Source organism: Brevibacterium iodinum ATCC 49514 (assembly GCF_900169265.1).
In the GTDB taxonomy this organism is placed as follows: domain Bacteria; phylum Actinomycetota; class Actinomycetes; order Actinomycetales; family Brevibacteriaceae; genus Brevibacterium; species Brevibacterium iodinum.
On record NZ_FXYX01000010.1, the window covers coordinates 49140 to 65094 of the forward strand.

Annotated in this window: 16 protein-coding genes; 7 read left to right on the forward strand and 9 right to left on the reverse strand. The window is 66.2% G+C overall.

What is annotated here, in order from left to right; all coding sequences use genetic code 11:
• Nucleotides 1–65: 65 nt before the first annotated feature.
• Together BI49514_RS08705 and BI49514_RS08710 are read right to left on the reverse strand one after the other, a co-directional pair.
• A complete protein-coding gene (locus tag BI49514_RS08705) occupies nt 66–881 on the reverse strand; it encodes a response regulator transcription factor (RefSeq protein ID WP_101546139.1) in 816 nt (271 codons plus the stop codon).
• Nucleotides 878–2479, reverse strand: a complete 1602-nt coding sequence (locus BI49514_RS08710) for a sensor histidine kinase (protein WP_167443905.1) — start codon at nt 2477–2479, stop codon at nt 878–880. Before BI49514_RS08710 ends, BI49514_RS08705 begins: the two co-directional genes overlap by 4 nt.
• 198 nt (nt 2480–2677) lie before the next feature.
• On the opposite strand from BI49514_RS08710, the gene BI49514_RS08715 reads away from it, so the two are divergent.
• The 3 genes from BI49514_RS08715 to crcB all read left to right on the forward strand — a co-directional run bounded on the left by BI49514_RS08715 (nt 2678) and on the right by crcB (nt 5095).
• Nucleotides 2678–3958, forward strand: a complete 1281-nt coding sequence (locus tag BI49514_RS08715; protein ID WP_244195000.1) for an aminotransferase-like domain-containing protein — start codon at nt 2678–2680, stop codon at nt 3956–3958.
• 337 nt (nt 3959–4295) lie between these two features.
• Complete coding sequence (locus tag BI49514_RS08720) at nt 4296–4721, forward strand: fluoride efflux transporter FluC (RefSeq protein WP_101546144.1); 426 nt, start codon at nt 4296–4298, stop codon at nt 4719–4721.
• On the forward strand, nt 4718–5095 hold the full coding sequence (crcB, locus tag BI49514_RS08725) for a fluoride efflux transporter CrcB (protein ID WP_101546146.1): 378 nt from the start codon (nt 4718–4720) through the stop codon (nt 5093–5095). Before BI49514_RS08720 ends, crcB begins: the two co-directional genes overlap by 4 nt.
• A 43-nt stretch (nt 5096–5138) precedes the next feature.
• Here the strand turns inward: crcB and BI49514_RS08730 are convergent, their stop codons facing one another.
• The gene (locus BI49514_RS08730; RefSeq protein ID WP_101546148.1) at nt 5139–6215 is read right to left on the reverse strand and encodes an NADH:flavin oxidoreductase/NADH oxidase; all 1077 of its coding nucleotides are present in this window, start codon (nt 6213–6215) and stop codon (nt 5139–5141) included.
• Between the two features lie 142 nt (nt 6216–6357).
• On the opposite strand from BI49514_RS08730, the gene BI49514_RS08735 reads away from it, so the two are divergent.
• On the forward strand, nt 6358–6681 hold the full coding sequence (locus tag BI49514_RS08735) for an ArsR/SmtB family transcription factor (protein WP_101546150.1): 324 nt from the start codon (nt 6358–6360) through the stop codon (nt 6679–6681).
• A gap of 251 nt (nt 6682–6932) precedes the next feature.
• On the opposite strand, the gene BI49514_RS08740 is transcribed toward BI49514_RS08735, so the two are convergent.
• The 5 genes from BI49514_RS08740 to BI49514_RS08760 all read right to left on the reverse strand — a co-directional run bounded on the left by BI49514_RS08740 (nt 6933) and on the right by BI49514_RS08760 (nt 11692).
• A complete protein-coding gene (locus tag BI49514_RS08740) occupies nt 6933–7394 on the reverse strand; it encodes a DUF3151 domain-containing protein (protein WP_101546152.1) in 462 nt (153 codons plus the stop codon).
• A gap of 22 nt (nt 7395–7416) precedes the next feature.
• A complete protein-coding gene (locus tag BI49514_RS08745; RefSeq protein WP_244194999.1) occupies nt 7417–8334 on the reverse strand; it encodes a hypothetical protein in 918 nt (305 codons plus the stop codon).
• Nucleotides 8331–9410 carry a glycosyltransferase family 2 protein gene (locus BI49514_RS08750; RefSeq protein WP_101546154.1) on the reverse strand — a complete coding sequence of 360 codons (1080 nt, stop codon included), beginning with the start codon at nt 9408–9410 and terminating at the stop codon, nt 8331–8333. The genes BI49514_RS08745 and BI49514_RS08750 overlap by 4 nt, the downstream gene beginning before the upstream one ends.
• 117 nt (nt 9411–9527) lie before the next feature.
• Nucleotides 9528–10682, reverse strand: a complete 1155-nt coding sequence (locus tag BI49514_RS08755; protein WP_101546156.1) for an acyl-CoA dehydrogenase family protein — start codon at nt 10680–10682, stop codon at nt 9528–9530.
• Between the two features lie 137 nt (nt 10683–10819).
• A complete protein-coding gene (locus BI49514_RS08760) occupies nt 10820–11692 on the reverse strand; it encodes a CoA transferase (protein WP_101546158.1) in 873 nt (290 codons plus the stop codon).
• A gap of 202 nt (nt 11693–11894) precedes the next feature.
• Between BI49514_RS08760 and BI49514_RS08765 the strand changes: the two genes are divergently transcribed.
• Nucleotides 11895–12521 carry a TetR/AcrR family transcriptional regulator gene (locus BI49514_RS08765; RefSeq protein ID WP_101546219.1) on the forward strand — a complete coding sequence of 209 codons (627 nt, stop codon included), beginning with the start codon at nt 11895–11897 and terminating at the stop codon, nt 12519–12521.
• A gap of 231 nt (nt 12522–12752) precedes the next feature.
• Here BI49514_RS08765 and nagB read toward each other — a convergent pair whose 3' ends face one another.
• Nucleotides 12753–13535, reverse strand: coding sequence for a glucosamine-6-phosphate deaminase (gene nagB / locus BI49514_RS08770; RefSeq protein WP_101546160.1), 783 nt, complete (start codon nt 13533–13535; stop codon nt 12753–12755).
• A 463-nt stretch (nt 13536–13998) separates the two neighbouring features.
• On the opposite strand from nagB, the gene BI49514_RS08775 reads away from it, so the two are divergent.
• Nucleotides 13999–15240 carry an SPFH domain-containing protein gene (locus tag BI49514_RS08775; protein WP_244194998.1) on the forward strand — a complete coding sequence of 414 codons (1242 nt, stop codon included), beginning with the start codon at nt 13999–14001 and terminating at the stop codon, nt 15238–15240.
• Nucleotides 15241–15407: 167 nt separating this feature from the next.
• The gene (locus BI49514_RS08780) at nt 15408–15887 is read left to right on the forward strand and encodes a MarR family winged helix-turn-helix transcriptional regulator (RefSeq protein ID WP_101546162.1); all 480 of its coding nucleotides are present in this window, start codon (nt 15408–15410) and stop codon (nt 15885–15887) included.
• The last annotated feature ends 68 nt before the right edge of the window (nt 15888–15955 follow it).

Genomic DNA, 15955 nt, shown 5'->3' on the forward strand with positions numbered 1-15955 from the left:
ATGGTCTTGTTCCCCAGCGCCGAGGCGGCCGTGACCCGGCCGTCATACCTGAGGATGATCTCGGTTCAGCGTCCGTGCCCGACGAGGCCTGCTTCGTAGGCGAGCACGACGGCCTGCACGCGATCACGGGCCTCGAGCTTCATGAGGATGCGTCCGACGTGGGTCTTCACCGTCGGCTGCGCGAGGAAGAGCCGTTCGCCGATCTCGGTGTTGCTCAGGCCGGTGGCGATGAGCACGAGGACCTCCCTCTCCCGCGGGGTCAGAGATTCCAGCCGCCGGGCTTCGACCTCACTGAGCCGGCTGCCGCCCACCTCAGCCGATGCAGATGCCTCAAAGTCGGCCCCGGCCCCCGAGGTTGCCGGAGCCTCCCCGGCTGAAATCTCCCCGGGATGAGACGAGCCCTCCTCGCCGGGGTGGGGCAGCAGTCGGGTGTCGAGCAGACGTTTCGTCGTGGTGGGGGCGATGACGGCGCCGCCATCGACGACGGTGCGGATCGAGTCGAGGAGCACCTCGGGCAGGGTGTCTTTGAGGAGGAACCCTGCCGCACCGGCCCGCAGCGCACGCAGAGCGTATTCGTCATCATCGAAGGTGGTGAGCACGATGATCTTCGGTGCCCGAATCGTCCCCGCGTCGGCGAGGGCAAGGATCCGCTGAGTCGCTTCGATTCCGTCGACGCGGGGCATCCGGATGTCCATGAGCACGACATCGGGTTCGTCCCGGGTGACGATGTCGAGGCCCGCGACACCGTCGCCGGCCTGGCCGACGACGGTGAGGTCCGGCTGAGAGTCGATGACCATGGCGAACCCCGCCCGGACGAGGGCCTGGTCGTCGACAAGGACGACACACAGCGGCCCGGCCCTCGTCTCATCACGATCGCTCATGGGCTGCCTTCCTCGACCTCGGGGTGCGCCGCCTCGGCGAGGTTCCCCTCCGCAGCGGAATCCGCCCGTGCAGCGGAGTCTGGCCGGCCGGCGGAATCCGCCCGCGCCGCAGATCCCGCCCGTGCACCGCCCGTTTCCGGAGCAGGCAGCGGGAGTCTGGCCTCGACGAGGAATCCCGTCATCGATCCGAAGGCGCTGCCGGGGACAGCACCGGAGGAGAACCCGGGCGTCGCATCATCACGCTTCTCGGTCCGATCGCTCAGGCCCGTCGACCGGATCGGTCGCGCGGTGAGGGTGCCGCCGTAGAGGGCGACGCGTTCCTGCATGCCGACGATGCCGTGCCCGCGTCCGTCCTTCCGCGTCGAATCATCGTTTCCGCAGACCGCGGCTCCCCCGCTGCCCCGTCCGGTCCCGCTGCCCGCGCCGACCCTGCTGCCGCGCCCGGTTCCGTTGTCGCTGATACGTGCGACGAACTCCTCATCCTCGACCCGCAGTTCGACATGGGCCCGCGCGCCGTCCCCGGCGTGCTTGAGCACATTCGTCAGCGCCTCTTGGACGATGCGGTAGACGGCGAGAGAGGCACCCTCGGGCAGCTGTCCGCGTTCGAAATCGTCCACGCCGGCGACCGAGACCGGAAGCCCCGCCGCGCGCACATCGGCGATGAGGGAACCGATATCAGAGAGTCCCGGCAGCGGCGACGGGGACCGGTTGTCATCTCCCTCGGCGCGGAGGAAGCCGAGCAGGGAACGCGTCTGTGCCAGCGCCTCCCGGCCCGTGTGCGCAATGGTCTCGAGCGCTCCGGCTGCGACGGTGGGATCGGTCTTCGCCGCGTAGCGTCCCCCATCGGCCTGGGCGATGACGACGGACAGGGAATGGGCGATGACATCGTGCATCTCCCGGGCGATGCGCATGCGTTCGGCATCGGCGGCCAGTCGAGTCTCGGATTCGCGTTCGCGTTCGAGCAGCCGGTTGCGCTCCCAGATGTCCTCGATCCTGCGGCGACGGCGGTAGCCGGCGCCTCCCCACAGCCAGGCGATGAGCACGATCGCAGCACACAGCGCCACGACCACGGCCATGAGCACGTATTCGCCGGTCTCCATGGGCCGCGGATCGGCCCCGATCGTCGTCTGCAGGAAGATGAGGTAGAGCCAACCGCCGAGGAGGACTGCTCCGACCAACCCCAGACCGAGCACGATGCGGCCGTGGAGGCGAGTGCCCCACGCCGTCGTCGAATACACGGTGATGGGCACAGCGATCATCCCGAAGGTCGGTCCGATCATCGTGAGCACGGTGAGCAGACTGCCGATCGCGATGAGCGAGGAGCTCAGCAGCGGAGCCGTGCGTCGCAGGCCGAGCGGCAGGGTCTGGAGCAGAACGATGCCGATCTGCACCCAGGTGGGCACGAGGGCGAGCGCGTTGCGCTCAGCTTGGGAGGCGGTGAAGACGACTGTGAGATAGGTGATCGGCAGGGCCCAGAGCAGAGAGTCGACGATCCAGGGTCGGGCGGTGACGTAGCGACGGAGGCGATCGAAGCGGTCGGGGGTGCGCAGCTGTGGGTCTGGCCGTCCGCCCACTGCCGCAGTCGATCGATTGCTCATGCCAGCCATCGTAGTTCTGTGCCGGCGGGGCCCACATCATACTCAGGGCTGATCCCACGCTGAGCGCCGCATCCTTGTTCGGCAGGTCACCCGGCCCTATGCTGAAGTCACCCACGTATTCCGTCGTTCGGGCAGGAGCCTTCTGAACGTCGCCGGAGCAGTCGACTTCAGGGCAGCACCGCTCTTAGGAGGTTGCTCATGTCCACCACCTCAATGCATCCGGCCGCGAATTCCCCTCAGGGTTCGACGCAGAATTCTCAGCAGGCCCCCGCGCTGCCCTATGCCAGCCGCCACGACCAGCTCATCGGATCCGTCATCGACGCCTCCACCACGCTGCTGGCCGCCTACGATCACGACATCGTCAAATTCGGCATGGGTGCACCCGCCCCGGACATGCTGCCGTCGAAGGACTTCGCGCGCATCGCCGGAGACGTCTTCTCCCCGGAGAACTTCACCTACGGGGAGACGAAGGGCGAGCCGATCCTCCTCGACGCCCTCCACGAGTACCTGTCCTCGACCGGTCAGATCCCGCCGGAGCAGCAGGGCAATCTCGACCGACTTCTCATCACCTCGGGTGGCATGCAGGGCCTCGACCTCGGGTTCAAGCTCTTCGTCAGCCCCGGTGACCTCGTCGCCTGCGAGTCCCCCACCTATACGAATGGTTCGGCCACGGCCATGAGCTATGAGGCCGAGATCCTCGAGGTCCCCGTCGACGAGGACGGCATGCAGGTCGAGGTCCTCGAAGAGCACACCGCCCGCACCGGCCGCGCACCGAAGGTCATCTACACCGTCCCGACCTTCCAGAACCCAGCCGGGGTGACGATGTCCCTGCCTCGCCGCGAACGCCTGCTGTCCTTTGCCCACAAGCACCGGTCAGTCATCATCGAGGACAATCCGTACGGCATGCTCCGCTTCTCCGGTGAGTCCCTGCCGGCGCTGAGCGATCTCAGCCCGAATGATCCGCTCATCTTCGGGGTCCGCACGTTCTCGAAGTTCGTCGCCCCCGGTCTGCGGGTCGGCTGGATCGACGTCGACCCGGAGGTCCGTGAGCTCGCCGTCAATGCGAAGCAGACGATGGACTCGTGCGCGGCCGTGCCCAACCAGCACCTCATCGCCCGGTGGCTGGCCGAAGGCGGTGCCGACTCCCACGTCGAAACCCTGCGCGTGGCCTACCGGGAGAGGAAGATGGCCATGTCGGCCGGTCTTGAGCGGCTCTTCCCCGGAGAGATCAGGGCCACCGACCCCGACGGTGGGTTCTTCCTCTGGGTGACCTTCGAGGACGAGACGATCGACACCGAAGACCTCATGCCCACCGCCCTGGAAGAGGGTGTGGCCTACATTCCGGGGCCCGCGTTCTCGCCGGCCGGGAACTTCTCGAATGCGCTGCGCCTGTGCTTCGCCTCGGCGACGCCCGACCGCATCGACGAAGGTCTCGAACGCCTCCGCCGCGCCGTCGACCGGTACCGTTCCGAACGCTGACCGAGCACGGCGACACAGAGTACAGACCCCTCGCCGAGGTGGCCCGCCCTGGCCGCGCCACCTCGGTGATCGTCGGCGACCGTCCCAGGGACTGCGATCCCATCAGCGATCCTCAGCGGCCCCCTCGAGCAGGTCCCTGCTGGCGGTCGCTGGTCCCGCCGGGAACGTCCCTGCCGGCGATCACTGTGTCCGTGGCCTGTGACAGAATTATGCTGACGCTCATCCGTCACGGTGGTGGGGCTCACCGTTCCCAACCTCGGCGCGGACCTCTTGGCCTGCGAGCGGCAACAGTCCCTACCTCGACCGGCGTCAGCATGCCCGAAAGGTAGGAGAGTCCATGGCCGAAGCACGCCCCCTCCATCTGCGTTTGCCCTATCTGGGCCTCGCCGTCCTCGGCGGCACCTTCGGCACGGCCGCACGCGAGGCGATCAGCCTCTCTGTTCCCGACCTCGCTGGAATTCCGGTTGCGATCCTCGGCATCAACATCCTCGGTGCGTTTCTGCTTGGTGTGCTCCTGGCCGGCCTGTCACGGCTGGGTCCCGATGTGGGAGTTCGACGGCGGGTGCGGATCATGCTCGGCACGGGTTTCACGGGCGGATTCACGACGTACAGTGCCCTGGCCGCGGATACGGCGGGCCTCCTCGGCGAGGGGCGGGTAGGTGCCGGAGCGCTCTACGGTCTCGCGACCGTGGTCATCGGCGGCCTCGCCACATGGGCAGGGATCGCGACCGCGTCGGTGCTCGTGAAAAGGGGTGCGAGGTGAGTCCGCTGCTCTTCATCGCCATTGCTGTGGCCGGTGGCCTCGGAGCCGGTGTGCGCATGCTCTTCGACGGCGCCTATAAAGCGTGGAGCCCAAGGGCAACGCCGTGGTCGACTCTGCTCATCAACGTCTCGGGTTCGCTGGTGCTCGGGTTCCTCACCGGCCTGGCCGGCGCGCAGCTGCTGCCCGAGACCTGGCATCTTGTTCTCGGCACGGGTTTCCTCGGCGGGTACACGACGTTCTCGACGGCCAGTTTCGAGACCATCAGCCTCATCGAGGAACGCAAATGGGGATCGAGCCTGCTCAGCGGCCTCGGCACGCTGGTCTTCGCGACTGCAGCGGCCGGACTGGGACTGTGGCTGGGTGGACTGGGCTGAGTATCAGCCGATCCGCCCAGCCACATTCGCCTCTTCACGGAGCTCAGTTGTAGGCGCGGTGGTATTGAGCCGGGCGGTAGTCGATGTCGAAGCGCAGCGCGTCGGCGGCGCGGAGTGCGAAGTTCGGGTCGCGCAGGTACTCGCGGCCCACGAGGATCGCATCGGCCTGGCCGGTGGCCAGAATGTGCTCTCCCTGGAACGGCTCATTGATGAGCCCGACTGCCGCGGTCGGCAGACCCGATCCTTCCCGCACGCCTGCGGCCAGCGTCGTCTGGTAGCCGGGACCTACCGGGATCTTCGCCATGACGTTGCCGCCGGACGAGACGTCGATGAGGTCGACGCCGCGCTCCTTGAGCCAGCCGGCGATCTCGACGGTGTCCTCGAGCCTCAGCCCGCCCTCGGTCCAGTCCGTCGCGGACAGGCGCACGAACACGGGTACGTCCTCGCCCACCTCGGCGCGGGTGGCATCGACGATCTCGAGCAGCAGACGGGCCCGGTTCTCAGGACTTCCGCCGTACGAATCGGTGCGGGTGTTGCTCAGCGGGGAGAGGAACTCGTGGAGGAGGTAGCCGTGGGCGGCGTGGATCTCGACGAAGTCGAACCCGGCCTCGATCGCCCGACGAGCCGAAGCGCGGAAGGCCGCGACCACCTCGGCGATCTCATCTTCGCTCAGTGCGTGAGGTTCGGCGAGTCCGTCGAAGGCCAGCGCCGACGGGGCGACGGTCTGCCAGCCGCCTTCGCTTTCCGGCAGGCTGCCGGACTGGTCTGTGCCCCATTCTGGGTACGTCGAGGCCTTGCGGCCTGCGTGGGCGAGCTGGATGCCGGCGGCCGCGCCCTGGGTATGCAGGAAGTCGACGATGGGGACGAAGGCATCGCGCTGCTCGTCGTTCCACAGGCCCAGGTCCTTCGCCGAGATCCGTGCCTCCGGGGTGACTCCGGTGGCTTCGACGATGACGGCGCCCGCTCCCCCGCGGGCCATCGCACCGTAGTGGACGGTGTGCCAGGGTGCGGGAACGCCGTCGAGGGATTCGACGGAGTACTGGCACATGGGCGGAACCCAGATGCGATTGCGGAACGTGAGTCCGCGCAGGGTGAGCGGCTCGAACAGCAGATGAGACATAAGCCCTCGTGATCTCGTCGAGAATGGTCGTTCGGAAGTATGAGATTCTTCGTACTTCGGGTTCGAACTTTACTACGCGATATTTCGTACTACCAAATGTTTCGTACAATGAAGGGAGACGACAGCGAGAGGAGGACAGCGGATGCGCAGACTCGAACACCCCAGCCGGGAAGAGATGAGACTCGACACCGTGCTAGCCGCCCTTGCGGACCCCGTCCGTCGCTCTGTCGCCTGCAGGCTCAATCATGCGTTCGGCGATCACGCCTGCGCGACCTTCGAACTGCCCGTGTCGAAGTCGACGGCGACCTATCACTTCCGCACCCTGCGCGAGGCCGGAATCATTCGCCAGGAGTACGAGGGCACGAAGATCATGAACACCCTGCGCAAGGACGACCTAGACGCCCGGTTCCCGGGCCTGCTCGACGCTGTCTTCGCCGCCCAGGACATCGAACTCGGCGAATCCTGAGCTCGGATACAGCTTCTGCCCGCATCAGCTGAACACAGCCCCCGCATCAGCCAAAGATAAGTGGGGCCAGATTGCCCATCTACTCGCAAGCAGCGGGCAATCTGGCCCCACTTAATTCGCTTTCAGTCCGGCCGCCGACTGCGGCGCCGTGAGCACGGGCAACGGCCGTGAGCTCAAGCCACAGTGCCGTCACCTCATCGAGAGTCGGAGCGTCCCATGCCCCGCCCGGCCCTCACGCCCTGCGGAGCGTCTCACTCCCCGCGGCCGATAGCTTCCACAGCCGTTGAGTCAGAGGAGTTGAGGAACTCCTCGATGCGTGCGGCCTCTTCGCCTTCGCCGATCGCTCCGGCGGCACGGCCGAGCGCGTAGAGCGCGCGGAGGAAACCGCGATTGACCTCGTGCGAATACGGGATCGGCCCAGCGCCGCGCCATCCGGCCGCACGCAGGGCGTCCAGTCCGCGGTGGTAGCCGACACGGGCGTAGGCATAGGCGTCGACGAGGCGGCCTTCCCGGTGCGCTTCATCCGCGAGTTCCGCCCAAGCCAGGGACGAGGCCGGCAGTGCGGCCGCCACGTCGATGGGCTCTTCACCTGCGTCGATGCGCTTGCGAGCGTCGACGTCCGGGTGGTCATCGGGCAGGTATGTCGGCTGCGGGCCGAGCTGGCTGGCATCCAGGTTTCCGATATGCGATGGGTTGCCGATGGGCTGGGTCATTGCGTCTCCTTCATAGTCGGGGTCAGTTCTTCTTCACTTCGGACGGCAGCACCTTGTACGGGTTCGCACTCAGTGCTCCGGTGGCCCCGGCGTCGGCGAGCTTCTCGAGCTGCTTCTTGTCTTTGACATCGGTGGCCCAGACAGCCAGGTCCGTTTCGGCCCAGGTCGACGCATCATCGGCGCGAACCGCCATTGCCGTGTACCCGCCGGAATCGAGGTCCTCAGCCGAGCTCACCGTGTAGTCCCCGGTGAACATGGCGCCGACGCCGGCATCGGCGGCGGCACGGGCCACCTCGGGGTCATCGGTGCGCACGAGCGTCGAGTCCTCGAGCCCCGCCTCGGTGACGGTCTTCAGGGCCGGGGTGGCCACCTCGGCGGAGTCGATGGCGGGCATGAAAACGGTGTCCCCGCCGAACTCGTCGACGATCTGATCCCAGGTCATCGGGTCGCCGGGGCTCGTGTTCTTACGTGCCGGATTGATGGTCTGGTCGAGGAATTCGTCGGCGTCGAGTTCGTCGAGGCCCTTCTTCAGGCCCATGTCCTCGGCGGCGGTCTCCGGGTTCGCGGCGACGACCGTGCCGTCGCCCAGGGCGGTAAGGGTGGGCGCCGGCAGGTAGCCGAACTTCACGTTCTCGGTGAAGGCGAGCTTCGAGTTCGCCGGGTACACCGAGGATCCGCCGTCGAGGGCGCCCACGGCCGGCGGGTTGAGCGAATCGACCGTCAGCTGGTCGTCGGAGCCGAAGATGTTCATCGCGAACACACCCGCGACGAGGAGGACGACGATGGCGCCGGCCCACAGGGGTGCGTTGAATTTCTTCGGCTCGGGACGTTCGGGCACGGGAATCCGCTCGCGGGATTCGGGGTCGACGCTCGGCAGCGGATCAGTGGTGCCGCGACCGTAGCGATCTCGGTGGGCCGGGCTCGGCTTCTTCTTGCTCATCGGCTGCTGTCCTTCGTCGTTCCGGCTCCGGTGACGAGTCCCCGGAGGAACCCGGCACCCCAGCACAGGTGCATGGTCGGCAGGACGATGCCGAACCAGAAGCGCTCACGTCGTCCGCAGTCCTTCGCCGCCGAGGCGGTGGCCAGGATTCCGGCGATGTAACCGAAGCTGGGGAGGTGGACGAGGGAGGTGAAGCGGCGGAGGAACTTCGGCCACCGCTTCGTCGAACCCGACAGTTGGAGCAGGGTCTCGATCACGGCCGCGCTTATGCCGAGCACGAGCAGCGGCGGGGCGAAGTAGCGGATGGAGTTCTGCGATCCGTAACGGCGGATGAGTTCGGCCCGCCAGATTCCGGTGGCCCAGAACTGCTGCGCGATCTTCGACCAGGTGCCGCGCGGCCAGTAGGTGACTTCCATGTCCGGGTTGAACCAGATGCGGCCGCCGGCGGAGCGGATGCGCAGGTTGAGTTCCCAGTCCTGACCGCGTTTGATGCCTTCGTCGAATCCGCCGAGGTGGTCGAACACCTCCCGACGGTAGACGCCGAGGTAGGCAGATTCGGCTTCCTGCGCCTCGTCGCCGGAGTGGTAGGCGGGACCGCCGAGGCCGACCGGGGACATGTATGCCCGCGCCACGGCTTTCTGGAAGGAGGTCTTGCCGCGGGCGAGCATGAGCCCTCCGCAGTTCGCGGCCTTCGTCTCACTCAGAGTGTCGATGGCCTGTCTGGTGTAGTCGGACCTAAGTCCGGAGTGCGCGTCGACGCGGATGATCACCGGGTGTCGGGTCGCGGCGATGGCGAGGTTGAGCCCGATCGGGGTCGCGGCCTGCGGATTGTCGACCGTCTGGATCCGCGGATCACGCGCAGCCATCGTTTCGATGATGGCGTTCGTGTCGTCAGTCGAGGGGCCGAGGGCGAGGACGACTTCTTTGTCCCCGTCATACTCCTGACCGAGGATCGTGGTGATCGCCTGCTCGATGTGTTCGGCCTCGTTGAGCACCGGCATGATGAAGGAGACACCGGGCTTCTCGTTAAGCGGCGGCAGCCCGTCCGGGGTCAGGATCTCAAGTACTTTCGACACGCTGTCAATCTTCCCATACCCGCGCGCACTCGGTCTTGAGGGGGCATACAGGTGGAGCCCGGCACGCGCCGGACGCCCCGTCGGCACCAGACGCCTCGTCGGCGCCGGAGCCCGGCTTCACAGGCCCCGAGCGATGAGCTCCTTCATGATCTCGTTCGTACCGCCGTAGATCTTCTGCACCCGGGCATCGGCGTAGAGGCGAGCAATCGGGTATTCGACCATGTACCCGTAGCCGCCGAATACCTGCAGGCAGCGATCGACGACCCGGTTCTGAGCATCCGTGGCCCAGTACTTCCCGGCCGACGCCTGCTCTGTCGTCAGCGTTCCCTTGATGTGTTCGCTGGTGAGGTGGTCGATGAAGGTGCGGACGGACAATGTCTCGGTGGCACATTCGGCGAGGACGAATTTCGTGTTCTGGAAACCGAGGATGGGCCTGCCGAAGGCCTCCCGCTCCTTCGCATAGGCGACGGTCTCCCGGACGGCGAATTCCGCGGTCGCGGCACCGCCGACGGCGATCGCCAGTCGTTCCTGAGGCAGCTGCTGCATGAGCTGGATGAATCCGCGGCCTTCGGCTCCGCCGAGCACGTTCTCGGCCGGGACGCGCATGTCCTCGAAGAACAGCTCCCGCGTGTCCTGCCCGTGCAGTCCGACCTTCTCCAGCACACGTCCGCGCGAGAACCCCGACAGATCATTCACCTCGGCCACGATGAGCGAGACACCCTTCGCGCCGGGCTCGTCGCTGGTGCGAGCCACGATGATGACGAGGTCGGCATGGGACCCGTTGGTGATGAACGTCTTGGCGCCGTTGATGACATATTCATCGCCGTCACGCACCGCCCGGGTCGTGATGTTCTGCAGGTCCGATCCGGTGCCCGGTTCGGTCATGGCGATCGCCGACACGAGCTCGCCGGTGGCCATGCGGGGCAGCCACCTGCGCTTCTGCTCTTCGGTGCCGAAGGCGTTGATGTAGTGGGCGTTGATCGTCGAGTGGACGCTGTTGCCCCAGGAGGTGTCGCCGACGAACCCCTGTTCCTGCAGGAGCACCGCCTCGTGGGCGAAGGTGCCGCCACCGCCGCCGTACTCTTCGGGGATCGAGATGCACAGCAGACCGGCGTCGCCGGCCCGGGTCCACGTGTCACGATCGACCTGCTTCTGCTCGGCGAAGCGGGCTTCGTGCGGCACGATCTCCTTGGCGAAGAATCCGCGTGCCAGATCGCGCAGGTCATCCGTCTCCTGGGTCTCCCAGGCGCCGCGGTATCCGTCGAGAATCATTGTGAGGTCTCCTGAATCTGCTCGTCGTGTTGGTTCCGAAGGGCCGTGCCGGCCCCAGAGAGGTCAGTGGTGATGCGGGGTGCTGGTGCGGTGATGCGCTTTGGGTGATCATGTGGGGGTATTCGTGTGCGCGATGTTCAGCCGAGAGCGACTCGTTCAATGGGCAGATCATGCTCGGCTGCGAAGTCGATCCAGTACGCCGTCGGCTCGGCGGCGAAGGCCTTCTCGAGTTCCTCGTGTTCGGACCCGACGAGGGAGGCCAGCGCCTTCGCGAAATGAGGCTCGAGGCAGGCGACGGCGATATGACCGTCAGCGGTCGAGTAGGTCCGATAGAAAGGCGTTCCCCCGCCGAGGGGACCTCCCGGTGTGCTCATTCTGTGCCGTGCCGGTGCCGCCGCCCATTCGGCCGCCTCGTCGAGGACGACGCGACGGACGATTCCGCCGCTGTGCTGACCGTTCGCGTCCTGATCACCGGCACCCTGGGCAGCAGTGCGTCGGGTCTCGAGTTCGTGCAGCCCTGCCAGAGCCTGGAGTGCCGCGTGCTCGCCGCCGAGGACATCAGCGACGGGCACTGTGGGCATGGTTCCGGGGAGGAGGGTGGAGTGCGCTGCCTGATAGGTGAGGTCGTGGCCGGGGACGTCGGCGCGGTCGCCGGCAAAGCCGACGATCTCGACGTGGACCAGCCCGTGTTCGTCGACGAGTTCCGGCAGGCCGAGAGCGGCGGCTGCGCGGGGACGCATCGAGGTGAGCAGCAGGTCGGCCCCGACCAGGAGCGTCCGGAGCTGTTCGATTCCCTCATCGTCTTTGAGGTCGATGGTGCGGATCTCCTGGCCGTCGGTGAGCTCCTGGTAGTAGGCGGGGAACATCAGGTTCAGGGGATCGCCGACGGGCGGTTCGACCTTGATGACCCGGGCACCGAGAGCATGCAGGCGCGCTGCCGCCAGCGGTCCCGGCAGATTGACGGCAAGAGAGATCACCGTGACTCCGCTGAGCGGTTGAGAGGCGGTCATTCGCGGATCCCCCGGTCGAGTCGAATCAACTTTCCTGAATGAATGTATAGGATATTGAAAGCACGTTCAATACTATGACGAGAAGTTTCCGGTTTCCAGGTACGAACACCGACACGAGCACAAGCATCGGCAGGAGAAAGGGCAACAGCATCGGTCTGAGAGAATGGCCGCGGACGACAGAAGTGAGGACATGGATGTGCCGATGAATGCGGAGCGCAAGAGCAGGAACGCCGACGCCGGCGAGTCCTCGGCGATAGATCTCACGAGCCGTGCCCGGATTCGCAATGCCGGTCTCCATCAGTTCGCCACGACCGGATTCGCTGGCACTCCCCTGCGCGCGATCGCCTCCGAGGCGGGAGTGGCCATCGGCCTGATCTCACACCACTTCGGCTCGAAGGACGGACTGCGGGCGGCTGTCGAGAGTTGGATCGTCGACCAATTCGCCGCAGCGATCACCGAAGCCGATGCCGCAGCTCCGGACTCCGTCGCGGATACCGCCGGGCGCGATGCCGCGGTGGCTCAGATGCTCAAGGCGAACCCGCTCATAGTCGGGTACCTGCGCCGCGAACTCCTCGAAGGCTCTGCCGGTCGCACTCTCATCACACGCCTGGCCCGGCTCTCACTGCAGAGCGTGGATTCCATGCGCTCGGGAGGCGTCGCCTCGACGGACAGGAGTCGCGTCGATCAGGTCGTCACAGTCATGATCCGGCAACTCGGCAAGCTGTTCCTCCAGCCGCTCGTCGATCAGGTCGTCGACTCGTTTTCCGCTGATGAACGCCCGGCGGCGAAGCCGGAGCTGACGATCACCGTGCGCACACCGCAGAATTGATCCAGCTCAACTGCACCCTCCCTCGCCTGCGCGGATATCACGCCGTCTGCCCTCCGGGTGGTAAGGAGGGAGCATGGACGCTCCGGGGCACTGCGACCTTCCAGCACGCCTTCGCGGCAGCTCTGGCCGGATCCCACAGCGTCACCCTCGACGGAACACGGCGTGAACGACCCGACGGAACGAGCCCGGCCGAGACGGTCGAAGGCTGCGAGCTCCCTGCAGGCGAGGCCCTCAGAGGCTCTGCCACTCCGGCTTGTTCTCGTACGCGTGGCGGTAGTAGTCGCCGAGCTGCAGCCTCGACGCTGCAGCATCGTCGAGCATGACCGTGACGTGCGGGTGCATCTGGAGCACGGTCGCCGGCCACATCGCGGAGATCGGTCCCTCGACCATCTGATGCACTGCCTCGGCCTTGTTGCCTCCGGTCGCGACGAGCACGAGATGCTTCGCCTCCATGATCGTGCCCAACCCTTGGGTCAGGCACAGTTTCGGCACCTGCTCGACGTCGCCGTCGAAGAACCGCGCATTGTCGAGCCGCGTCTGATGCGTCAGGGATTTCACCCGTGTCCGCGAGGCCAGGGATGATCCGGGTTCGTTGAACGCGATGTGACCGTCGCTGCCGATCCCGAGGATCTGCAGGTCGATCCCGCCCGCCTCGGCGATCTTTCGCTCATAGTCCGCCGAGGCGGCCGCCAGGTCATCGGCGGATCCCTCGGGACCGTGGACGGCCCCCTCGGCGAAATCGACGCGAGTGGCGATCTCAGCGTCGATGACGTTGCGATAGCGCTGCGGATGCTCGTCGGCGATTCCGACGTATTCGTCGAGCATGAACGCCTGCGCGCGGGCAAAGGACAGACCCTCGTTCTCGTGGCGAGTGGTCAACTCATCGTAGATGCGCAGCGGGCTCGACCCGGTGGCCAGGCCGAGGACGGGTGAGGCTTCGGTGCGCAGCAACCGCTCGATCGCGTCGGCGGCGAGCTCCGCCAGCGTGTATTCGTCGGCGATGACGACTTCCATGTTGTCTCCTTCTGCGTTCAGTCAATCATTTCTGTTCGAGGGCGCGCATGATCGGCTCATAGTGGGCGGTGATAGCGGCGCGGAAAGCCTCGACACGCCGGATTCCGCCGCTTCGAGCATGAGGCCGTGGGCACGTGCGGTCTGCTCCAGGTCGGCGGCCACGGCCACATTGAGTTTGGGCAGAACGGCAGTGTGCACTGACCATCGGAGAGAATGAGATCCTTGATTCTGTCGGAGGTCGTCACTTTCCGTCCGGTCTCTGTCGGATCCGCCATGATCACCTGCCGGTGGTCGTTCCACGCTGAGCCTCCAGTCTACGTCTGACATCAGATGTATCGGTGACGAGCTCCCCCTCGAGACGAGAACCAGCGGCCTTGTCATATACGCGGCACTCGATGACTACTAGAGTGATAGGCGTCAGCGGTCGTCGCACGGCCGACATCCACGACCCATTGGAGGAGTCATGAGTGGAGTGGCGGTCACCATCGCCGTTGTCATCATCATTCTCGTCGTCGCCGTCCTGCTGTTCGGGAAGCTGCGCACGAGCGTGTTCTTCACGGTGAAGACGCAGGAGAACGTCATCGTCGAACGATTCGGCAAGTTCAAGAAGGTCGCGCGGCCGGGGCTGAACACGAAGGTGCCGTTCATCGAGACGACGAGCAGGCCGATCTCGCTGCGCGTCCAGCAGCTCGAGGTCAACATCGAGTCGAAGACGAAGGACAACGTCTTCGTCACGGTGCCGGTTGCGGTCCAGTACGTCGTCGAAGAGGACAACGTCGCCGATGCCTATTACCGTCTGGCGAATTCGGAGGAGCAGATCCGCTCCTATGTCTTCGACACCGTCCGTTCAGCACTGTCGGGACTGACGCTCGACACCGCGTTCGAGTCGAAGGACGACATCGCCGAAAACGTCGAGCGCCGACTGTCGGAGTCGATGAAGCGCTACGGCTTCAAGATCGTGAGCACTCTGGTCACGGACATCACCCCTGATCCGCGCGTGCGGGATTCGATGAACTCGATCAACGCCGCGCAACGGGACAAGGTCGCCGCGCAGTCGCTGGCCGAGGCGGACAAGATCAAGCGCGTGACTCAGGCACAGGCCGAATCGGAGGCGATGCGCCTGCACGGTGAAGGCGTGGCCGCTCAGCGGAAGGCGATCGCCAACGGCATCGCCGAACAGTACGCATTGCTCCAGGAGGTGGGCATCCACAAGACTGCCGAGCAGCTGCTGATGATGACCCAGTACTTCGACACGATGCAGAACGTCGCGCAGGAGGGCCGGTCGAACGTGCTGTTCATGCCGTCGAACCCGGGCGGCCTGGGCGAGATGGGCCAGGAGATCCGAAACGCACTGTTCGCCGCCAATGCCGCCGACGAAGGCTCGCATCTGCCCGCACCGCAGGGCCGCGACGATGCGGGCGGCGATTCCAGGAGCAGCTCCGGCAGCGGCGCCGACGGCACGAACGTCCCGCCGCAGCCGACGACTCCCCCGGCAGATCGGTCCGGGCAGTATGTCGGCAGACAGGGCCAGGGCGGCTCCGGACAGGGAACGGACGGACAGGGCCAGCCGGGCCAGGGCCGCCCGGGACAGGACCAAAGTCAGCACGGCGGGGAGGGGCACTCGGATCCGCGCTCGGCGGCCCAGTCGGCCGTTCGCGCCGCCGCCGAGCAGTGGCGCAACCGCCGCGGCGGCAACCAGGGCTGAGCCGGCATCGCTGGGCCGGCAGAGCTGTGCCGGCAGAGCTGTGCCGGCAGTCATCGCTCAGCACACACCGCCGAGGGGCGGGTGAAGAGAGATCTTCGCCCACCGGAACTCTACGCCTCCCGGGATTATTGGTTGTGCACAATTGAATTGTGTGCAATCATTTTCGTATGAACGCGCTCGACCTCGACCGGCAGCTCTGCTTCGCTCTCTATTCGGCGTCACGAGCGATGACCGCGTCGTACAAGGATCTGCTTGCCGAACTCGGCATCACCTATCCGCAGTATCTGGTGATGCTCGTGCTGTGGGAAGAGGGCTCCGACGACGAGGGTGTGACGGTCAAGCGCCTCGGCGAGCGTCTGCAGCTCGACTCGGGCACGCTCTCCCCTCTGCTGTCACGCCTCGAATCGCTCAGCTTCGTCACCCGCCATCGTTCCGCCGAGGATTCGCGCAGAGTTCTCGTCCGCGCCACCGCCGAGGGCGCAGCGGCCAAAGAACGCGCCGAATGCGTACCGGCCCGGATCGGCGAGCGCACGAATCTCGACCCCGCGTCGATGCCCGAGCTGCTGGAGACTCTGCGCGCGCTGACGAGGAACCTGCGCGCGGAACCCGCGCCCGTCGAGTCCCCCGACCCCCTGCCGCACCTTTGAACTCGCACCGCGCCTCTGGATTGACAGCGCGCCACTGAACCCGTACTGCACCTCTGATCCCACCAATC

What these genes read in the sequence shown, in the direction of transcription:
- BI49514_RS08705 (WP_101546139.1), bottom strand. Translation starts at nt 881, where the DNA reads ATGAGCGATCGTGATGAGACGAGGGCCGGGCCGCTGTGTGTCGTCCTT.
- BI49514_RS08710 (WP_167443905.1), bottom strand. Translation starts at nt 2,479, where the DNA reads ATGAGCAATCGATCGACTGCGGCAGTGGGCGGACGGCCAGACCCACAG.
- BI49514_RS08715 (WP_244195000.1), top strand. Translation starts at nt 2,678, where the DNA reads ATGTCCACCACCTCAATGCATCCGGCCGCGAATTCCCCTCAGGGTTCG.
- BI49514_RS08720 (WP_101546144.1), top strand. Translation starts at nt 4,296, where the DNA reads ATGGCCGAAGCACGCCCCCTCCATCTGCGTTTGCCCTATCTGGGCCTC.
- BI49514_RS08730 (WP_101546148.1), bottom strand. Translation starts at nt 6,215, where the DNA reads ATGTCTCATCTGCTGTTCGAGCCGCTCACCCTGCGCGGACTCACGTTC.
- BI49514_RS08735 (WP_101546150.1), top strand. Translation starts at nt 6,358, where the DNA reads ATGCGCAGACTCGAACACCCCAGCCGGGAAGAGATGAGACTCGACACC.
- BI49514_RS08740 (WP_101546152.1), bottom strand. Translation starts at nt 7,394, where the DNA reads ATGACCCAGCCCATCGGCAACCCATCGCATATCGGAAACCTGGATGCC.
- BI49514_RS08745 (WP_244194999.1), bottom strand. Translation starts at nt 8,334, where the DNA reads ATGAGCAAGAAGAAGCCGAGCCCGGCCCACCGAGATCGCTACGGTCGC.
- BI49514_RS08755 (WP_101546156.1), bottom strand. Translation starts at nt 10,682, where the DNA reads ATGATTCTCGACGGATACCGCGGCGCCTGGGAGACCCAGGAGACGGAT.
- BI49514_RS08760 (WP_101546158.1), bottom strand. Translation starts at nt 11,692, where the DNA reads ATGACCGCCTCTCAACCGCTCAGCGGAGTCACGGTGATCTCTCTTGCC.
- BI49514_RS08765 (WP_101546219.1), top strand. Translation starts at nt 11,895, where the DNA reads ATGAATGCGGAGCGCAAGAGCAGGAACGCCGACGCCGGCGAGTCCTCG.
- nagB (WP_101546160.1), bottom strand. Translation starts at nt 13,535, where the DNA reads ATGGAAGTCGTCATCGCCGACGAATACACGCTGGCGGAGCTCGCCGCC.
- BI49514_RS08775 (WP_244194998.1), top strand. Translation starts at nt 13,999, where the DNA reads ATGAGTGGAGTGGCGGTCACCATCGCCGTTGTCATCATCATTCTCGTC.
- BI49514_RS08780 (WP_101546162.1), top strand. Translation starts at nt 15,408, where the DNA reads ATGAACGCGCTCGACCTCGACCGGCAGCTCTGCTTCGCTCTCTATTCG.